This is a genomic window from Halomonas beimenensis (assembly GCF_002549795.1).
Lineage (GTDB): Bacteria > Pseudomonadota > Gammaproteobacteria > Pseudomonadales > Halomonadaceae > Halomonas > Halomonas beimenensis.
Genome location: NZ_CP021435.1, coordinates 2,396,879 through 2,416,099 on the forward strand (window position 1 = coordinate 2,396,879; position 19,221 = coordinate 2,416,099).

17 protein-coding genes are annotated in these 19,221 nt (G+C 70.5%); 5 read left to right on the forward strand and 12 right to left on the reverse strand.

The annotated features are described in order from the left end of the window. Positions 1-6: 6 nt before the first annotated feature. From BEI_RS11270 to BEI_RS11285, 4 genes are all read right to left on the reverse strand, one after another. A complete protein-coding gene (locus BEI_RS11270; protein ID WP_097789621.1) occupies positions 7-1,683 on the reverse strand; it encodes an AMP-binding protein in 1,677 nt (558 codons plus the stop codon). A 237-nt stretch (positions 1,684-1,920) separates the two neighbouring features. Then, positions 1,921-2,700 (reverse strand): class II glutamine amidotransferase, encoded by a 780-nt coding sequence (locus BEI_RS11275; protein ID WP_097789622.1) that lies wholly within the window; start codon positions 2,698-2,700, stop codon positions 1,921-1,923. Further along, on the reverse strand, positions 2,693-4,531 hold the full coding sequence (locus tag BEI_RS11280) for a VWA domain-containing protein (RefSeq protein ID WP_097789623.1): 1,839 nt from the start codon (positions 4,529-4,531) through the stop codon (positions 2,693-2,695). The genes BEI_RS11275 and BEI_RS11280 overlap by 8 nt, the downstream gene beginning before the upstream one ends. A gap of 9 nt (positions 4,532-4,540) precedes the next feature. Then, positions 4,541-4,975 carry a hypothetical protein gene (locus BEI_RS11285; protein WP_097789624.1) on the reverse strand — a complete coding sequence of 145 codons (435 nt, stop codon included), beginning with the start codon at positions 4,973-4,975 and terminating at the stop codon, positions 4,541-4,543. A 72-nt stretch (positions 4,976-5,047) separates the two neighbouring features. On the opposite strand from BEI_RS11285, the gene BEI_RS11290 reads away from it, so the two are divergent. The 5 genes from BEI_RS11290 (at position 5,048) to BEI_RS11310 (ending at position 11,501) form a co-directional block, all read left to right on the forward strand. Continuing rightward, the gene (locus BEI_RS11290) at positions 5,048-7,156 is read left to right on the forward strand and encodes a S9 family peptidase (protein WP_097789625.1); all 2,109 of its coding nucleotides are present in this window, start codon (positions 5,048-5,050) and stop codon (positions 7,154-7,156) included. A gap of 189 nt (positions 7,157-7,345) precedes the next feature. Further along, positions 7,346-8,872 carry an AMP-binding protein gene (locus BEI_RS11295; RefSeq protein WP_097789626.1) on the forward strand — a complete coding sequence of 509 codons (1,527 nt, stop codon included), beginning with the start codon at positions 7,346-7,348 and terminating at the stop codon, positions 8,870-8,872. Continuing rightward, on the forward strand, positions 8,869-10,032 hold the full coding sequence (locus tag BEI_RS11300) for an acetyl-CoA acetyltransferase (RefSeq protein ID WP_097789627.1): 1,164 nt from the start codon (positions 8,869-8,871) through the stop codon (positions 10,030-10,032). The genes BEI_RS11295 and BEI_RS11300 overlap by 4 nt, the downstream gene beginning before the upstream one ends. Before the next feature lie 54 nt (positions 10,033-10,086). Continuing rightward, complete coding sequence (locus tag BEI_RS11305; protein WP_097789628.1) at positions 10,087-10,884, forward strand: 3-hydroxybutyrate dehydrogenase; 798 nt, start codon at positions 10,087-10,089, stop codon at positions 10,882-10,884. Between the two features lie 50 nt (positions 10,885-10,934). Further along, positions 10,935-11,501, forward strand: a complete 567-nt coding sequence (locus tag BEI_RS11310) for a LuxR C-terminal-related transcriptional regulator (RefSeq protein WP_097789629.1) — start codon at positions 10,935-10,937, stop codon at positions 11,499-11,501. A 6-nt stretch (positions 11,502-11,507) separates the two neighbouring features. Here BEI_RS11310 and BEI_RS11315 read toward each other — a convergent pair whose 3' ends face one another. The 8 genes from BEI_RS11315 to cysK form a co-directional block, all read right to left on the reverse strand. After that, the gene (locus tag BEI_RS11315; RefSeq protein WP_097789630.1) at positions 11,508-11,954 is read right to left on the reverse strand and encodes a YcgN family cysteine cluster protein; all 447 of its coding nucleotides are present in this window, start codon (positions 11,952-11,954) and stop codon (positions 11,508-11,510) included. Positions 11,955-12,160: 206 nt separating this feature from the next. Then, positions 12,161-12,463 (reverse strand): YcgL domain-containing protein, encoded by a 303-nt coding sequence (locus BEI_RS11320; RefSeq protein WP_097789631.1) that lies wholly within the window; start codon positions 12,461-12,463, stop codon positions 12,161-12,163. Next, positions 12,460-13,593 (reverse strand): ribonuclease D, encoded by a 1,134-nt coding sequence (gene rnd / locus BEI_RS11325; RefSeq protein ID WP_097789632.1) that lies wholly within the window; start codon positions 13,591-13,593, stop codon positions 12,460-12,462. The genes BEI_RS11320 and rnd overlap by 4 nt, the downstream gene beginning before the upstream one ends. 33 nt (positions 13,594-13,626) lie before the next feature. After that, complete coding sequence (gene recR, locus BEI_RS11330; protein ID WP_097789633.1) at positions 13,627-14,232, reverse strand: recombination mediator RecR; 606 nt, start codon at positions 14,230-14,232, stop codon at positions 13,627-13,629. A 152-nt stretch (positions 14,233-14,384) separates the two neighbouring features. Next, a complete protein-coding gene (locus BEI_RS11335) occupies positions 14,385-14,711 on the reverse strand; it encodes a YbaB/EbfC family nucleoid-associated protein (protein WP_097789634.1) in 327 nt (108 codons plus the stop codon). 52 nt (positions 14,712-14,763) lie between these two features. After that, on the reverse strand, positions 14,764-16,671 hold the full coding sequence (dnaX, locus tag BEI_RS11340; RefSeq protein WP_097789635.1) for a DNA polymerase III subunit gamma/tau: 1,908 nt from the start codon (positions 16,669-16,671) through the stop codon (positions 14,764-14,766). Between the two features lie 337 nt (positions 16,672-17,008). Beyond that, positions 17,009-18,061 carry an endonuclease/exonuclease/phosphatase family protein gene (locus BEI_RS11345; protein ID WP_227644453.1) on the reverse strand — a complete coding sequence of 351 codons (1,053 nt, stop codon included), beginning with the start codon at positions 18,059-18,061 and terminating at the stop codon, positions 17,009-17,011. Between the two features lie 172 nt (positions 18,062-18,233). Next, a complete protein-coding gene (gene cysK, locus BEI_RS11350; RefSeq protein ID WP_097789637.1) occupies positions 18,234-19,205 on the reverse strand; it encodes a cysteine synthase A in 972 nt (323 codons plus the stop codon). Between the last annotated feature and the right edge of the window lie 16 nt (positions 19,206-19,221).

Sequence of the window (19,221 nt, forward strand, 5' to 3'; positions counted from 1 at the left end):
GCCCGGTCAGGCCTGGGCCTTCTGCGGTTCCTCGTCGCGGAGCTGGCGGCGCAGCACCTTGCCCACATTGGTCTTGGGCAACTCGTCGCGGAACTCCACGTACTTGGGCACCTTGTAGGCGGTGAGCTCCCGCTTGCACCAGTCGCGCAGGGTCCCGGCGTCCAGGTCCGGGTCCCTGGCCACCACGAAGAGCTTGATGGCCTCGCCCGAGGCCTCGTCGGGCACGCCCACGGCGGCCGATTCCACCACGCCCGGGTGGTGAGCCACCACGTCCTCGATCTCGTTGGGATACACGTTGAAGCCCGAGACCAGGATCATGTCCTTCTTGCGGTCGACGATGCGGATGTAGCCGTCCTCCTGGAGCACTGCGACGTCCCCGGTGTGGAACCAGCCCTCGGCGTCGAGGGACCTGGCGGTCTCCTCGTCGCGGTTCCAGTAGCCCTTCATCACCTGGGGGCCCTTGACGCAGAGCTCGCCGGCCTCGCCGGCGGGCAGGTCGCCACCGTCCAGGTCCACCACCTTCACCGAGGTGCCGGCCACCGGCTTGCCGATGGTGCCGAGCTGGATGGCGTCGATGGGGTTGAAGCTGACGATGGGCGAGGTCTCGGTCAGCCCGTAGCCCTCGGCGATCGGGCAGCCGGTGATCTCCTCCCAGCGTTTGGCCACGGCCTGGGTCAACGCCATGCCGCCGGAAATGGTCAGGTGCAGCCGGGAGAAATCCAGCCGGCGGAAGTCCTCGCGATTGCACAGGGCATTGAACAGGGTATTGAGCCCCACGAAGCCGGTAAACGACAGCGACTTCAGCTCCTTGACGAAACCATCCAGGTCGCGGGGGTTGGTGATCAGCACCGTATGGTTGCCCGTCTCCATCATGAACAGGCAATTCACCGTGAAGGTGTAGATATGGTAGACGGGCAGCGGGGCGATGATGGTCTCCTCGCCGTCCCGGAGTCCCTGGCCGATCGCCTGGCGGGCCTGGAGCATGTTGGCCACCAGGTTGCGATGGGTGAGCATGGTGCCCTTGGCGAGGCCGGTGGTGCCCCCCGTGTACTGCAGGGCGGCGATGTCCCCGGCCTCGCGGCCGACCTCCCGGTGATCGAGTCGTGCGCCCCGCTTCAGGACCTGGCGGAAGCCATGGGCCCGGGGCAGGCGATAGGCAGGGACCATCTTCTTGACGTACTTCACCACGCCGTTGATGAGCGGGCGCTTGGGGAAGTCGTGCAGGTCGGCGAGCTGGGTGACCAGCACGTGCTCGATGTCGGTGCGCTCCAGCACGTGCTCGAGCTTGTCGGCCATGTTGGCCAGGATGACGATGGCCCGCGCGCCGGAGTCCTTGAACTGGTGCGCCATCTCCCGCTCGGTGTAGAGGGGGTTGGTGTTCACCAGCACCAGGCCGGCGCGCAGGGCACCGAACACCGCCACCGGAAACTGCAGCACGTTGGGCAGCTGGATGGCGATGCGATCGCCGGGGCGAAGATCGGTCTCCTGCTGCAGCCAGGCGGCGAAGTCCCGGGACAGGCGGTCGAGTTCGCCGTAGCTCAGGGTTTTCCCCATGCAGGTGAAGGCGGGCTTGTCGGCGAATCGCCGGACGGACGCATGGAAGATGTCCATCACCGACGAGTAGGCGTCGGTCCCTTCCAGTTCGGGACCGCAGAGGACGGTGGGGGTGGCTTGCTCGCTCATGGCATTCTCCAGGCTGTGGACGACGCCGAGGACCGATCCGGCCTCAGGCGATCCCTTCGCGACACCCGGGCGCTCGAGCCACGTCTCGCGATCCGTCTCATCGGATCCGGCGACCCGGCGCGCCCCTTGCGTGCCCCGACGGCCGCCCCGCCATCGGGGGCTCACGGCGTCGTTCCTTGTTGTTCTTTCCCTACCCTATACCAGCGGCCTCCAGGCTGTAAAACGACTGATTGAAACTCATGTTTGATAGCGTCCCAGGATCTCGCCGTCCCGCCACACCAGCAGCTCCCCCGGGATCATGCGCACCCAATCCTCGTTGTCGGTGAGCGGCTCGGTGGCGATCACCGAGACCACGTCGTCGGGCGTGGTGTGCTCGGCGAAGTTCACGGCCAGCTCGGCATCCGAGAGACTCGCCTTGCCGAAGGGGGCCCGGCGGGTGATATGGGCGAGCTTGGTGGAGCAGTAGGTATAGAGGTACTCGCCGTCGGCCAGCAGCAGGTTGAAGACGCCGAGGCCCCGCAGCCGCTCGCAGAGACGATGCAGGTGCGCCCAGAGTTCACGCCGGTCGTCGGGGGGGTCGGGATAGGCCCGGCGCAGCTCCCCCATCAGCCAGCAGAAGGCATGCTCGCTGTCGGTTCCTCCCACCGGCCGGTAGAAGGACAACGGCAGCGCCTCCCACCCCGTCAGCTGACCGTTATGGGCGTAGCACCAGGGCTGGCCCCACATCTCCCGGGTGAAGGGATGCGTATTGGCCAGCCTCACCTGCCCCACGTTGGCCTGACGGATGTGGCTGATCACGATGTGCGACTTGATGGGGTAGTCGCAGATCAGCCGCGCGATGGGCGAGTGCACCGAGGGGTGCGGGTCGCGGAAGTCCCGGTAGCCCCCGGCCTCGTAGAAGGCGATGCCCCAGCCGTCGCGATGGGGTCCGGTGCCCCCGCCGCGATGCAGGAAGCCGGTGAAGCTGAAGCAGATATCGGTCGGCACGTTGGCGCTCATGCCCAGCAATTCACACATGCGGTTCCTCCCGGTGGGACCTGGATCGAGGGCGACGCAGCCGCCGCCGTCGGGCGAGCACCAGCAGCAGGACCACCCCCAGGGCGATGCCCCCCCACAGGCGGGGATCCCCGCCCCAGCGCCGGGCGCGGTCGACGAGCCCCGGCCAGCCGGCTTGCCAGGCGTCGCGCAGCATGCCGGGAACGGCATTGACGCCCTCGACGAAGCGATCGGCGAGGCTGGCCGACTCGGCCGGCGCGGCATCGTCGCCGGAAGACGCGAAGCGCTCGGCGGCCAGGGTCGGTCCCGCGAGGTCGGCCTGGTCGATGCCGATGCGTCCCTCGGGGTTGAGCATCAGTCGCGGCAGGCGCAGTTCCCGGGTCTCGCCGTCCAGGGTGACGGTGGCGGTGAGCAGCAGCGGCTGGCGCAGCTCGGCGTCCAGGTCGGGGAGCGGCAGGTGCCAGCGCGCCTCGCCGACCGCCTCGGCGTCGAGGGTCTCGCCCAGCAGTTCGCCATGGAGGCGGGTATTGTCCCGGTTCAGCCGCGGATGCTCCGCGGCCAGCACCACCCGGCCGGCCGCAGGGTCGTGGACGGCGCCGATGGCCGGCAGGATATTGACCGCCTGGCGACGCTGACGGGCGAACCCCTCCCCCGAGGCGCGGATCGCGAGCCGGGCGTTGCCGGTCAGCGCCGGGGCGGGCAGCCGGCCCTGGAAGCGGCCGTCGGCGTCGGCCTCGAGGGTCACCGAGGACTGCACTTCGCCGTCGGCGTCCTCCAGGGAGACGCTCAGGGTCAGGTTCTCCGGCAGGGTGGCATCGGCGGCGTTGCGCTGGAGCCAGGCCTCGATCGGCAGCGGGAAGCCGCGGTAGAGGGTGGCCGGCAACGGCGAGGTCCGCAGATGCCAGGCCGCGGTGACGCTGATGCGGCTCCGCTCCCCCACGGGGCCCTCGAGCCGCCACTCGCCGGCCAGGGGCTCGGGCACCCGAATGAGATCGAAACGCGGCTCCACCCGCCAGCGCCCCCCCTCCGGCGGGGCATCGGCCCGGTAGCGGCTGCCATCCGGGGCGACCAGGGTCAGCGGCTCGGCACCCGGCTCATGGAAGATCAGCGCCGCGAGGCTGTCCACCCCGGCATCGACGACGAAGCGCCCTTCCTCCAGCGGCAGGCGATCGGCCGGGAAGATCCGCTCGAAGATGTCCAGGAAGGCGCCCAGCAGGCCCTCCGGCGATTCCACCAGGGAGGCCAGGCCGCCGGTGCGCTGGGCCAGGCGCTCGACCAGGGCCAGATCGGCCTGCTCGGAGAAGGCGATGGCATGCACCACCACGCCCTGATCGGCCAGCGCGGGGGCGAGCGTCTCGACCAGGCGCCGGCGGGAACGGCGGTCGATCTCGGGCTTGGCTCCCCGGGACGGCGGCAGGTCGATGACCCCGTCGGTCATCAGGATCAGGTGTCGCCAGCCGTTGGCCTCCGCCTCGGCGGCCTGGCGCAGCGCCCCCTCGATGTCGGTGTATTCCTGGTAGGCCTGCAACGCCGGGGGCAGGGCCAGGGCGCGCTCGCGCCAGCCGTCGCCGACCCGCCCCGGCGGCAAGGGGGTATCGACACGCTCGCCGAAGGTCCAGACCCCGGCGCTGGCCCCGTCGGGCAACAGCGAGACCAGCAGGTCCAGGGCACTCACCGCCAGTCGATCGGGGTCGTTGGTCTTCATGCTGCCGGAGACGTCGACGACCACCCGCACGTCCGGCTGCTCGGCGGCAGGCTGCGCGGACGCCATCCCCGTCACGCCGGCCAGACACAGGCCGACCAGGCAGGCCAGGATCCGCCACCGGACGTTGCGCCTTCCCCCTCTGTGCATCGAGCGTCCTTAGCCGATCACCGGCTCCCGTCGTTCACTGGTCCCGGCCTGGCGACGCTCGCCCGGGCTCTGCGATGGCGTGGCGGCGTGGTCCACGCCCCGGTGCGCCCCCCGGCGCCAGAGCAGGAGGCCGAGCAGGACGCCCAGCACGGTGCCCGCGGCGACCAGCAGCAAGGCCGGCGCCATGGCATCGGTGTCGCCCTCGAGGAAGGCCAGGCCGGCGACCACCACCGCCGGCGCGAATCCGCTGTAGAATTCCCCCTCCTCCATCAACGGCAGCCGGAAGCTGGCCGGCGCCCACATCACCCCGGCCACCGCCCAGGTGATGAGCAGCCGCGGCAACCGCGGCAGGAAGGCCAGGCCAAGATAACCGGTGGCAAGCACCACCAGCGACAGCAGCGCGTAGCTCAGCCATAGTAGGGACATCGAATCCGAAATCAGCATCGGTACCTCGTCATCGCGGCGTCGAAAGACGCACCTTATTGAATTCACTCCGAGTATGGTACATCCCGCACCATGAAAGCACAGCCGCCCCGTGCAGGGGATTCCCGTCCGACCCACTCCCCGACCTCGCCCGTCGACCGCTTCCGGCGCGACGACGACCCCGACTGGCATTGGCTGGAACGGCGCGACGATCCTCGGGTGACGGCCTTCCTGGAAGCCACCAATGCCGAGGCTAAGGCCTGGTTCGCGCCGCTCGAGGACCTCACCGAGCGCCTCTACCACGGTCACCTCGCCCGTCGCGAGCTGGCCGTCCATGGCCTGCCCACGGCGCTGGACCACTACACGGTGTGGAGCGAAACGGCCGCGGAGGCCGACCACCCGGTATGGTGGCGCCACCCCAACGGCGAACCGAAGGCGCGGGAAGCCTTCCTCGACCTGGAGGCTCGAGCCGCCGGGCATGCCTTCTTCGAGGTGGGCGACATGGCGCTGTCGCCGGACGAGGCCTGGCTGGCCTGGACCGAGGACACCCAGGGCGACGAGACCTTCGGCCTGTGGCTCAAGCGCCTGCCCGACGGCGCCCCCGTTTCCCTGCTCGAGGCCATCGGTCCCGAGCTGTGCTGGGCCGAGGACGGCATCACCCTGCTCTTCACCCGCTACGACGCCACCCTGCGCCCCGACAGCATCTGGCGCCTGCCGCTGGCCCTGGGCGACGCCCCCACCGCCGGGACACCGGCGCTGATGCTGCGTGAGGAGGACCCGGAGTTCTTCCTGGGGCTGGGCAAGACCCGTTCCCGGGACTGGCTGCTGCTGGAATCCGCCTCCAAGGACACCAGCGAGGTGCACCTGGTTCCGGCCGGCGCCCCGGACACGCCGCCGCGGCGGTTTCGCGCCCGGGAGCGGGGCGTGGAGTACGCCCTGGACCATCGCCCCGGCCACTTCTACCTCCTGCACAACCGCGAGGCACCGCACTTCTGCCTGGACCGGGTCGACGAGGCCACCCCGGAGGCCGAGCCCGAGCGGCTGATCGCCCATCGCGAGGATACCACCCTGGAGGGCATCGATGCCTTCGCCTGGGGCCTGGTGATCACCGAACGGGACCATCACCAGGCCCAGGAGCACCTGCGGGTACTCGAGCTGGACGACCGGCACGCGACCGGACGCGACGAGCGGCTTCCACTGTCGGAGACGCCCTGCAGCCTGGCCCTGGGCGAGGCGCCCCATTTCGATGACCGCCGACTGCGGCTGCACGAGGAGTCCTTCACCCTGCCGGTGACCTGGACCGAGCTGGACCTGGACAGCGGCCGGCGCCGCCGGCTCAAGCAGCAACCCGTGCATGGCGACCTCAGGCCCGACCAGCTCGCCTGCGAACGCCTCTGGGCGACCGGCCACGACGGCGAGCACATCCCCGTCTCGGTGGTCATCCGCGCCGACCTGGCCGGGCATCCGCTGCCGACCCTGCTCTACGGCTACGGCGCCTACGGCGAGGTCCTCGATCCCTGGTTCTCGGTCGCCCGCCTCGAGCTGCTGGCCCGGGGCGTGGCCTTCGCCGTCGCCCATGTGCGAGGCGGCGGCGATCGCGGCGAGCCCTGGTACCTGGCCGGCAAGCTCGAGCACAAGACCAACAGCTTCCGCGACTTCCTGGCCGCCCGGGACGCCCTGGTCGAGAAGGGCTTCAGCGACGGCGAGCGCATCGTCGCCTACGGCGCCAGCGCCGGCGGGCTGCTGGTCCGCGCCAGCCTCAACCTGGCACCGGATCGCTTCTGCGCCGCCGTCCTCGATGTGCCCTTCGTCGACGTGCTGCGCACCATGGAGAACCCCGACCTGCCGCTGACCACCGCGGAGTACAGCGAATGGGGCAATCCCCAGGATCCCGCCGTGCGCCGGCGCATCCGCGACTACTCGCCGCTGGACAACCTGCCCGACCGCCCCTGGCCGCCGGTCTTCCTGCAGGGCAGCTGGCACGACATGCGGGTGCCCTACTGGGAACCCGCCAAGCTGTATGCCCGGCTGACGGAACTGGCCCGGGCACGCGGCGACGCCTCGCCCGGCCCCATCCTGCTGCGCACCGACCTGGAGGCCGGCCACGGCGGCGCCTCGGGTCGCTTCAAGGCCTGGCACGACAATGCCCGCCAGGATGCCTTCATCCTCTGGGCGCTCGGCGTGGAGAATCGCGAGGCCTGATCGCCTTCCCGCTCCCGCTGCCCCGACCGACGCCCCGACCTTGCTCGGGGCGTCTTGCGTGGGCATCCCCTTCCCGACCTATTACGTAGCCAGGTACGTAGTAGTACGTATTTCGAGGCGACGAGCCGAGGACTAGGCTCGATGAAGTCTCGAGGCGACCGACAACGACAAGACCATGGAGCCGACCCGGTGAACATCGCCCATTACCTCGCGCATCATGCGCGTCACGCCCCCGACCGGCCGGCGGTCTATGCCGGCAACGATCTCGCCCTTACCTATGCCGGATTCCTGCGCCGTGCCCAGGAGCTCGCCGGCAGCCTCGTCGCTACCCATGACCTGGTCCCCGGCGACCGGCTCGCGATCTTCCTCAGGAACTCGCCGGCCTACCTCGAGGCCCTGTGCGCCGCCTGGCACGCCGGCCTGGTGGTGGTGCCGATCAACGCCAAGCTGTCCTGGCACGAGGTGGCCTACATCCTCGAGGACAGCGGCGCCCGGGTGCTGATCGCCGACCGGCCGCCCCCCGACGCGCCGCCCCTGGGCTGCCCGTGGCTGGGGCCCGATGACGCCGCCTTCACCGACGCCTCCCGTCCCCTGGCCGAGCATGCCGAGCGCGCCGGAGACGACCCGGCCTGGATCTTCTATACCAGCGGCACGACCGGCCGCCCCAAGGGCGCCACCCTCACCCATCGCAACCTGGCCGCCATGGCCACCGGCTACCTGATCAACGTCGAGCGGGCCGGCGCCGATCACGTCCTGGCCCACTTCGCCCCGCTCTCCCACGGCTCCGGCATCTACCTGGTGCCCTACCTGATGATCGGCGCGGCCAGCCTGGTGCCGAGCGCGGAGCGCTTCGACCCGGCCGAGCTGGTGGCCCTGGTCAACCGCCACGACAGGGTCTCGATGTTCCTGGCGCCGACCATGGTCAGGCGCCTCCTCGACCACCTGCAGGCCGGGGGCACGCCGCTGGACGTCACGCGCCTCGGCACCCTGGTCTACGGCGGCGGCCCCATGTACGCCCGGGACCTGCGCGAGGCGCTGGAGACCTTCGGGCCGCGGCTCGCCCAGATCTATGGCCAGGGCGAGAGCCCCATGACCATCACCGTCCTGGATGCCGCCGCCCACCAGGAGCTGCTCGCGGGCCCTGCCCTGGAGGATGCCGGCCTGGTGCCGGTGGGCCGCCCCCACCCCCAGGTCGAGGTCCGGCTCCTGGACGCCGAGGGCCGAGCCGTGCCCGTCGGCGCCGAAGGCGAGATCTGCGTGCGGGGCGAGGTGGTGATGCCGGGCTACTGGCAGCGCCCCGAGGCCACCGCCGAGACCCTGCGGGACGGCTGGCTGCACACCGGCGACGTCGGTCGCTTCGACGCGGACGGTTGGCTCTACCTCACCGACCGGGTCAAGGACGTCATCATCAGCGGCGGCACCAACATCTACCCGCGCGAGGTGGAGGAGGTCCTGCTGCGGCATCCCGACGTAAGGGAGGTCTCGGTGGTGGGGCGCCCCCACCCGGAGTGGGGCGAGTCGGTCGTGGCCTTCGTCGCCACCGGCAAGGCCGTCGCGGCCGCCGAGCTCGACCGCTTCTGCCGCGAGCGCATGGCGCGCTTCAAGCGGCCCAGGGCCTACCACTTCCTCGACGACCTGCCCAAGAGCGCCTACGGCAAGATCCTCAAGACCGAGCTGCGCAAGCGGCTCGACGACGACACCGCGGAGACCCCATGAGTGCACGCCCCCATATCATCGGCCTGGCCCATACCCGGTTCGGCAAGCTCGACGCCAGCCTCGAGGACCTGATCACCCAGGTGGCCCGGGAGGCCATGACGGACGCCGGCGTGGAGCCGGCCCAGATCGACGCCGTCTACGTCGGCAACTTCAACAGCGGGATGTACGACCAGGAGTTCCCCGCCCCCCTGGCCCTGCAGGCGCACCCGGACCTGCGCTTCACCCCGACTACCCGGGTCGAGAACGCCTGCGCCAGCGGCTCGGCCGCGCTGCACCAGGGCCTCGACCGCATCGAGGCCGGGCGCGCCCGCCGGGTGCTGGTGATCGGCGCCGAGAAGATGACCGAGGCGGGCCCCGAGCGCATCGCCCGCGGGCTGCTGGGCGCCAGCTACCGCCCTGAATCGGCGGACGTGCCGGCCGGCTTCGCCGGCATCTTCGCCGAGGTGGCCCGCCAGTACTTCGCCCGCTACGGCGACCAGAGCGACGCCCTGGCCGCCATCGCCGCCAAGAACCATGCCAACGGCGTGCACAACCCCTTCGCCCAGCTACGCAAGGAGCTGGGCGTGGCCTTCTGCCGCGAGGTGTCCGACAGGAACCCGGTGGTGGCCGGCCCGCTCAAGCGCACTGACTGCTCGCCGGTCTCCGACGGTGCCGCGGCCCTGGTGCTCGCCGCCCCGGACGTGCCTGCCCGGCGCCGAGTGGCCATCGCCGCCCGGACCCAGGCGACCGACTACCTGCCGCTGTCCCGGCGCGACGTGACCCGCCTGGACGGCGCCGGCCACGCCTGGGGAAAGGCCCTGCAGCAGGCCGGCGTCGGCCTCGACGACCTGGCCTTCGCCGAGGTCCACGACTGCTTCACCATCGCCGAGCTGATGATCTACGAGAGCCTCGGCCTGACGCCCCCGGGCCAGGGGCGGCGCGCCATCGAGGAGGGCTGGGTCATGAAGGATGGCCGGCTGCCGATCAACCCTTCCGGCGGGCTCAAGGCCAAGGGCCATCCGGTGGGGGCCACCGGGGTATCCATGCACGTGATGGCGGCCAAGCAGCTGCTCGGCGAGGCCGGGGACTTCCAGCTCCCCGGGGCCCGCCGCGGCGCCGTCTTCAACATGGGCGGCATGGCCGTGGCCAACTACGCCAGCATCCTCGAGGCGGTGGACTGACCGCCTCTCCCTCCCGTCTTTCACCGGCCCCTCGGGCCCTGCAGGAGCCTCATCATGACCCAGTTCCACGACAAGAGCGTGCTCGTCACCGGCGCCCTGGTGGGCTTCGGCGCCGCCATCTGCCACGCCTTCGCCCGCCGCGGCGCCACCCTCCTCGCCCACGACCTCGTCGCCGAGAGCGACGACAAGGTGGCCGAGCTCGAGCGCTCGCTGATCGCCGCCGGCGCCGGCGCCTTCCGCTACGTACGCGCCGACCTGGCCTCCCGGGACGAGATTCACGCCATGTTCACGTCCCTCAGGAGCGATGGCCACGCCATCGATATCCTGGTCAACAACGCCGGCATCCAGAAGACCTCCCCGGTGGAGGATTTCGACGACGACACCTGGGAGAAGATCGTCGCCGTGAACCTGGTGGCGGTCCATCACTGCATCAAGCAGAGCCTGCCGGACATGCGCCGCAAGGGCTGGGGGCGTATCATCAACCTCGCCTCCGTCCATGGCCTGGTGGGTTCGGTGAACAAGACGGCCTACGTGGCGGCCAAACACGGCGTGGTGGGCCTGACCAAGGTCATCGCCCTGGAGGCCGCCCGGGACGGCATCACCGCCAATGCCATCTGCCCGGGCTGGACCGACACGGCGATCATCGCGCCGCAGATCGAGGCCAAGGGCCGGGCGATCGGCGCCAACACCCGCGAGGCCGCCGTCGAGGCCCTGGTCAGCGAGAAGCAGCCCAACGGCAAGCTGATCGACCCGGCCCACATCGGCGAGCTGGCCGCCTTCCTGGGCTCGGACGCCGCCGAGCACATGACCGGCGTCTCGCTGCCCATCGACGGCGGCTGGACCTGCGTGTAAACCGCGACGGGGCCCGGGACGGCCCCTCCCTACGACTGCCGAGACCGCCCATGACATCGCTGCCCTTCGGCCACGAACTGATCGAGACGGCCTTCGACCATGCCCCCTGCGCCATCGTCGTCACCCAGAAGCGACGCATCCTGACCTGCAACGACGCCTTCTGCGAGCTGTTCGGCTACGCCAAGGGGGAATTGATCGGGCTCTTCATGCTCAAGCTCTACCCCTCCTTCGCCGACTTCAAGTCGATCGGCGACCGGGGCTACAAGGCGATGCTGCGCAACCCGGAGAACTACTCCGACGAGCGTTTCATGCAGGCCCGGGACGGCGAGGTGTTCTGGGCGCGTGCCGCGGGCCGCTCCCTGACCCCCGAGTCGCCCTTCGACCTGGTGGTCTGGACCGTGGAGAAGATCGACGTGCGTCCCGCCGGCGGCGCCACGCTCTCGCAACGGGAACGGGAGATCTCCAGCTACATCGCCAACGGCCAGACCTGCAAGGAGATCGCCCGGCAGTTGGGCATCTCGCATCGCACCGTGGAAGTGCACCGGGCACGGATCATGAAGAAACTGGGCTGTCGCAACACCGCCGAGATGGTGTCGAGGATCATCCATCGGGTGTGAGGCGGCTCAGCCGTCGATGGGCAGGATAGCGATGATGTGGTCCTCGAGCTCGTCCTCCGGGACCTCGGCCTGGGAGACCGCGAAGCTCCTGACGCTGATCCCCTTGCGATGGACCCGTTCCGGATCGCCCGAGATCAGCGGGTGCCAGCCGGCCAGCTTGCGCCCCTCGGCAAGGCGCCGATAGGCACAGGACTTGGGCAGCCAGCGGAACGCCTCGACCCGCGCCAGGGTCAGCTGCTGGCAGTCCGGCACCCGGGCGAAACGGTTCGCGTAGTCGCCGCAGCGGCAGCTGTCGATATCCAGCAACTCGCAGGCCACGCCCAGCACCGCCAGGTCGCCCTCATCGTCCTGGAACTTGAGCAGGCAGCACTGGCCGCATCCGTCGCAGAGCGCCTCCCACTCCTCGTCGGTGAGCTCCTCCAGGGGGAAGCGTTCCCAGAACCGTTCGCGCATCGTCACTCGTCTCGTCTTGAGCGTGCTCGGGGCTACCAGCATGTTGCCGCCCGGGGCTGGCTCGACAACCCCCTAGGTCGAATAAGCCGAACGCGCCTCCGACATGGCGGTGACGCTGTCGGCCTGCTCTGTCGGGTGCGCTCGCAGGCTCGCTTACCCGACCTACGTTACTCGTAGCTCGTAGCTCGTAGCTCGTAGCTCGTAGCTCAGTAGCGCGCCTCGGTGGGCGTCTTGTACAGATCCAGCAGGTACTCCTCCTTGGCCGGCGGCATCTGCAGGTAGAAGCCCTTCTCCTCGATGGCGGCCATCACCTCGGCGGCCTTGGCCCGGGCCAGGGGCTTGTCCGGGGTCAGGATCAGCGTCATGGCCGACACCGGCTGGCCGAAACGCTCCAGCAGCGCCTCTGGCACGTCCTCCAGGCCGCGGCGCTTGTCCACGTAGAGGTACATCTCGTCCTTGCGCGCGCTCTTGTAGATCTCGCACAGCAACTTGCCGTTCAGGCTGGTCATGCGACTTCCCCCACCTCGTTCAGGGTGCGTTCCAGGGCGGCGGCGAGGCGCTCGCCCCGCCAGCCGGTCGGCAGCGGCAGCGCGCCGCCCCTCAGCTTGGCACTGGCCAGGGTCTCCAGGTCGCGACGGCGCATCAGCACCTCCGGCGCCACGCCCAGGGCCTCGGCCTCGGCATTGACCACCTTCTTCATGGCCTTGAGACAGCGCTTGAAATCCGGCGACAGCGGCGAGAGCGGCGCCGGGGCCAGCTCGGCCGCGTCGGCATGGCGGGCCTCCTTGACCAGAGCCAGCAGGGCGTCGCCCTCGCGCTTGACCAGCGGCGGCTTGACGCCCTCCACCGACGCCAGCTCGTAGCGGTTCTCGGGCAGGCGCTCGGCGATGGCGTAGAGCAGCTTGTCGCTGGCCAGCCAGCCGCGCGGCAGGTCGCGGCGGCGCACCTCGCCCTCGCGCCAGGTGGTCAGGCGTCGATAGGCCTCGATCTGGCGCGGCCCGAGCCGCCAGAGGTTGCGCTGGCGCAGGTACCACTGGCCGTCGGCCGCGTCGCTGCGTGCCGCCTGGGCCACCAGCTCGGCGCAGTCCTCCTCCAGCCAGGCCAGACGCCCCCGACGCTCCTCGGCCTCGCGCTGGCCGGCCCAGACGTCCAGCAGGTAGACGACGTCCAGCGCGGCGTAGGCCTTCTGGGCCTCGGTGAGGGGGCGCTCCAGCCAGTTCGACCGGGTCTCGTCCTTGGGCAGGGTCTCGCCCACCCAGTGTTCGACCAGCTTCTGGTAGCCCATCGCCGGCACCTCGCCGAGCAGGGCCTGGGCGATCTGGGTGTCCACCAGGGGCGCGACCGGCACGCCGGCCCAGTGGGCGAAGACCTCCAGATCCTCGCTGGAGGCGTGCAGCAGCTTCAGCGGCCCCTCGGCGAGCAGCCGGCGGAAGGTCTCCGTGCAGGCCACTTCGAGGGGATCGACGAGAAAGGCCGGGCCGCCGGCACAGAACTGAATCAGCGCCGGGACGGGATGGAAGGTGCGCTCGCGGAAGAACTCGGTGTCCAGGGCGATGACCTCGGCCCCGGCGACCTCCGCACAGGCGGCGTCGAGGGCCTCGGGGGTGTCGATCCAGCGTATCTCGGGCATCGGGGTCATGGGATATCCGGCAAGGGTATGGGAAGGCGACGGTCACTCGCCCTGGAAGGGCAGGCGGCCGTTGAAGGCCCGGCTCAGGGTGCCGCCGTCGACGTATTCGAGCTCGCCGCCCATGGGCACGCCATAGGCCAGGCGCGAAAGCGTCACGCCCTGGGGGGCAAGCTGGGCGGCGATGTAGTGGGCGGTGGCCTCGCCCTCCACCGTGGGGTTGGTGGCGAGGATCACCTCCTCGACGCCCCCTTCCGCCACCCGGGCCTCCAACTGGTCGAGGCCGATGTCCTCGGGCCCGACGCCATCCAGCGGCGAGAGGTGGCCGTGCAGCACGAAGTATCGTCCCCGGTAGCCGCCGGCCTCCTCGATGGCCAGCTGGTCGGCGGGGGACTCCACCACGCACAGCACGGCGTCGTCGCGCCGGGCGCTGTCGCAGAGGGCGCAGACCGCCTCCTCGGTGAGGGTGCGACAGCGTCGGCAGTAGCCGACCTCCTCGATCGCCAGGCCGAGCGCCTCCACCAGGCGTCGGCCGCCGTCGCGGTCGCGCTCGAGCAGGTGCATGGTCATGCGCTGGGCGGTCTTGGGGCCCACGCCGGGCAGCACCCGGAAGGCCTCAATCAGCCGCTCGACCAGGGGAGAAAAGCTCATTGGCGGCGTCCTACTGGCTCTGGCGGAAACTCGGGCGAGCGATGATCAGGCAAGGCAAAAATCCTCGAAAAAACGGAGTTTACATAGAGTAAATGAGTATTTTGAGAGGCTTTTTAACGCCGCATGATCGAGCGCAGCCGGTTTCCGCCGAGTCAGAAGGGCATCTTGAAGCCCGGCGGCAGGTTCAGCCCGGCGGTGGCCTCTTCCATCAGCTTCTTGGAATTGGCCTCGACCTTGCGCACCGCATCGTTGACCGCGGCGGCCAGCAGGTCCTCGAGAAGCTCCTTGTCCTCTTCCATGACGCTCGGGTCGATGTCGACCTTGATGACGTCATGGCGGCCGTTCATGGTCACCTTGATCATGCCGGCCCCGGCCTCGCCCAGCACTTCGGCGCGGGCGACCTCCTCCTGGGCCTTCTGCATCTTCTCCTGCATTTCCTGGGCCTGCTTCATCAGGTTGCCCATTCCACCCTTCATCATGGCGGTGTCCTCTCGATGGTCGGTTCGTCGTGGCCGCCGAAGCGACCGGTAATCAATGGCGCGCCGGGGCGTCGGCGGGCTTCACCGTGGATTCGACCAGCCGCGCCCCGAAGGCCTGCTGAAGCTTCTGCACCTGGGGGTCGGCCCGCAGGGCTTCCACCGCCCGGGCATGGCGCTCGGCGGCGAGGCGGTCGGCCCGCTGGCGCGGGGTCTCGATGCCCTCGGGCAGGGGGCCGTCGGCGAGCGTCAGGCGCCGATCGAAGCCGGCGGCGGCCAGGGCCTCGCGGATCCGCTCGACGTGGACCTCGGCCTGCATGGCCGCCTGGGAGGGGTCGAGGCGCAGTGTCAGGTCGCGGCCGTCGTCGGCTTCGACCACGCAATGGGCGGCCAGGTTGCGCGTCAGCCCCGAGAGCCCCAGGTCGTCGAAGCGGGCCAGCCAGGCGTCATGGTCCAGGATCGCCTCCCCGGGCGCCTCGGCCACCGGGGCGTCGGCGGCCGGCGTCGACTCGGGGGCCGCCTCCGCCGGAGGCCGAGGCGCCGCGGGTGCCTGCACCCGAGGAGCGGGCTCGGGGGGCGGCGACGGCTCGGCCCGGGGGGGCGGCGGCGCGGCATCGGGAACCGGCTGGCTCGGACCGGGCTCGCGAGCCGGCGCCGCGGGGGCCGCCTCCGGCGGGGTCACGGCTTCTGCGGCCGGGGGCTCGGCCTGAGCCACCGGCGTCTCGGGCGCCGGCGGCGGGGTTGCCGGGACGCCCCCGGCGGCAGGCGCCGACCGAGTTCCTTGGCCCTGGCTCCCGTCGCCCGGCGGCGTGCCGGCGTCGCCACGCATCGGCAGCGGGGTCTTCGCCGGCCTGGGCACCCCCTGGGGACGGAAGGCCAGCATGCGCAGCAGGGTCATCTCCAGGGCGGTGCGCAGGTCCGGGGCATGGGCCATGTCGCCGCGCCCCTGGGTGCCGATCTGGTAATAGAGCTGGATGTCCTCGGCGGTGAAGCGGGAGGCCAGGGCCAGCAGCGAGTCGCGGTCGCCGTGGCCGTTGTCCAGGGCATCGGGGACCATCTGGGCGATGGCCAGGCGATGCAGCACCCCGGTGAGGTCGTCGAGCACGCCGGCGAAGTCCGGCCCCTGCTCCGCCAGGGCCTCGACCTCGGCGAGCACCCGGGCCGCATCCACCTCGGCCAGGGCCTCGAGCAGCGCCAGCACGTGGCGGTGATCGAGGGTCCCCAGCATGGCCGCCACGTCGCCGTGGCGCACCTCGCCCTGGCCGAAGGCGATGGCCTGGTCGGTGAGGCTCATGGCATCGCGCATGGACCCCTCGGCGGCCTTGCCGAGCAGCCAGAGGGCGCTCTCCTCGAAGGGCACCGACTCGGCCTCGAGCACCTGGGACAGGTGGCCGACGATGCGCTCCGGCGGCATGTGCTTGAGGGTGAACTGGAGGCAGCGCGACAGCACCGTGGGCGGCAGCTTCTGCGGATCGGTGGTCGCCAGCAGGAACTTCACGTGGGGCGGCGGCTCTTCCAGGGTCTTGAGCAGCGCGTTGAAGCTGCTGGTGGAGAGCATGTGCACCTCGTCGATGAGGTACACCTTGTAGCGCCCCTGGGTCGGCGCGTACTGGACGTTGTCGAGCAGCTCGCGGGTGTCCTCCACCTTGGTGCGCGAGGCGGCGTCCACCTCGATCAGGTCGACGAAGCGCCCCTGATCGATGGCCTGGCAGCTGGGGCATGTCCCGCAGGGGGTGGAGGTCACGCCCTCGTCGCCCTGCCCCGCCGTCGTGCAGTTCAGGCACTTGGCCAGGATCCGCGCCAGCGTCGTCTTGCCCACCCCGCGCGTGCCGGTGAACAGGTAGGCATGGTGCAGCCGCCCCTGATCCAGGGCATTGACCAGGGCACGCTGGACGTGCTCCTGGCCGACCAGTTCGTGGAAGGTGCGCGGCCGCCACTTGCGGGCCAGTACCTGATAGCTCATGCGGCTCGGAATCCTTGCGGCTGGGCTGGCGGGCAGCCGAACACGATTAGGCCGCCGGCTCGGGACGTGCCCGCCGACAGGCTCGAAGACATGCCGGACATTCTACCGGGTGGCGGCGTGGGCGCAAAGCGTGAGGCTCGCAGGGTATCGCAGTTCGCGTTATCGCTCGGGACTGATCCGTCGACAGGTCCCGGAGCGCCGGACCGACGAGGGGGCGCTGTGAACCCCTCCCTGGGCGCTACCGACGCCATCCATGGCGTAGGCCCCCCTCTTCGACCTGTCCCCGGCGCCCCTCACCATTTCCAACTGCGATTGCCCTGGTGAGGCTCGGGACGGCTCAGCCACCGCACAGTCGACCGCTGGCCCGGATCTCGGCGAGGCGCCCGGCGGCGATGCCGTCGAGGCGCGTGAGCTCCCCGCTGTCGCCCCAGGGGCGGCCGGCCACGATGGCGGCGGCCCGGGCCGGACCGATGTGCGGCAGGGTCTCGAGGTCGGCGACCGAGCCACCGTTGAGATCGACGCAGCCGGCGGCCAGTGCCGTGGCCAGCCCTTCCCCGTCCCGGGTGAGCCGCGCCAGCTCGCCGCCGTGCAGCGCCAGGTAGACGGGCGCATGATCGGAGACCCGGTCCCGGGCCTGGCCATGGTCCAGGCCCACCAGAGCGGGGTAGCGCACCACCCCGAGCGATGCCGGGCTCAGCCGATCCGGGCGGTACCAGATGTTGTCGTAGCGGCTGGCATAGGCGCCGTCGGCGGTCGACAGGGTAGTGGCCTGATCCGTGATGGCGGGCACCGCCCCGAGCGCGCGCAGCGGCGCCCAGGCCGCATGGTCCGGCGGCAGGTTGAAGTCGCCCATGAGCAGCCGCGGCGTACCGGGATGGGCCTCGTCGAGCCACCGCCAGTAGTCGGCCAGGGCGGCGATCTCGGGCAGGCGGTCGTCGACGCCGTCGCCATAGGTCACGTGCACCGAGGCGGCGACGAAGGCCTCGCCCACCCGGCGGCCACGGAAGCGCGCGGAGAAGGGCTCCCGGGCGAAGACGTCGCCGTGGTCGAGGAATACCACCGCCCCGTCCAGGTAGTCGATCTCCGCCTCCCGCCACAGGAAGCCGTAGTGTTCCTGGTAGGAGGTTCGCCCGAGGGCGTGGCTGGCCAGGGAGGACCAGGCCTCGCCCGAGGCCGTCTCCAGGGCCGCCTCGAGGCGTGCCAGAGCCGCGGGCGCCATGAGTTCCTGCACCGCCAGGAGGTCGAAATGGTTGGCCACATGGGCGACGAGGTCGAGGCGCTTGCCGTTGTTCCAGCCGAGATGCTCGACGTTCCAGCTGCCGACCACCGCATCGGCCTCGGCCAGGACCGGCAGGACGGCGAAAAAGGCTGACATGACAAGGCGTTGCATGCACTTTCCCGAGGCAAAGGCGCTATCATGCGCCGCAGCATGAGAAAGTGCAATATCAGCAGGTGTCGATTATCAGCCCGAACCGAGCCCCTGTCGGGCCAGCGGCGTGCCCCGGGGAAGAGCGTGTGAGGGGAAGGGACCCGGCGACCGGGGAAGTCGCCGGGCCACGATCTTACTGCACGGTTTCCTGCTCGCCGAAGCGACCCTCGAAGAGCGGCGAGGACAGGTAGCGCTCCGCGCTGTCCGGCAGCACCACCACGATGTTCTTGCCCTGGTGGTCGGGCTGGCGAGCGACCCGCAGGGCGGCGGCCACGGCCGCGCCGCAGGAGATGCCGCAGAGGATGCCCTCCTCCTGCATCAGCCGATGCGCCATGGTCATGGCCTCGTCGTTGGAGACGGTCTCGATCTGGTCGACCAGCGTCATGTCCAGGTTCACGGGCACGAAGCCGGCGCCGATGCCCTGGATCTTGTGGGGGGCGGGCTTGAGCTCCTGCCCCTCCCGGGCCTGGGTGATCACCGGCGAGTCGGTCGGCTCGACGGCCACGCTGGTGATGGCCTTGCCCCGGGTCTGCTTGATGTAGCGGGACACGCCGGTCAGGGTCCCGCCGGTGCCCACCCCGGCCACCAGGATATCGATCTCGCCGTCGGTATCGTTCCAGATCTCCGGGCCGGTGGTGGTCTCGTGGATCCGCGGGTTGGCCGGGTTCTCGAACTGCTGGGGCAGGAAGTACTTGCCCGGCTCGGCTTCGGCCAGCTCCTCGGCCTTGGCGATGGCCCCGGCCATGCCCTTGGCCGGCTCGGTGAGCACCAGCTCGGCGCCCAGGGCCTTGAGGACCTTGCGCCGCTCCAGGCTCATGGAAGAGGGCATGGTCAGCGTCAGGGGGTAGCCGCGGGCCGCGGCGACGAAGGCCAGGGCGATGCCGGTGTTGCCGCTGGTGGGCTCGATGATGGTCATCCCCGGCTGGAGGGCCCCGCGTTCCTCGGCGTCCCAGATCATGGCGGCGCCGATGCGGCACTTCACCGAATAGGCCGGGTTGCGTCCCTCGATCTTGGCCCAGATCGTCGCCCCCTCGTTGACCCGGTTGAGCCTGACCAGCGGGGTATTGCCGATCGCCCGGGAGTTGTCGTCGTAGATGCGCGCCATGAATCGCTCCTCGTCC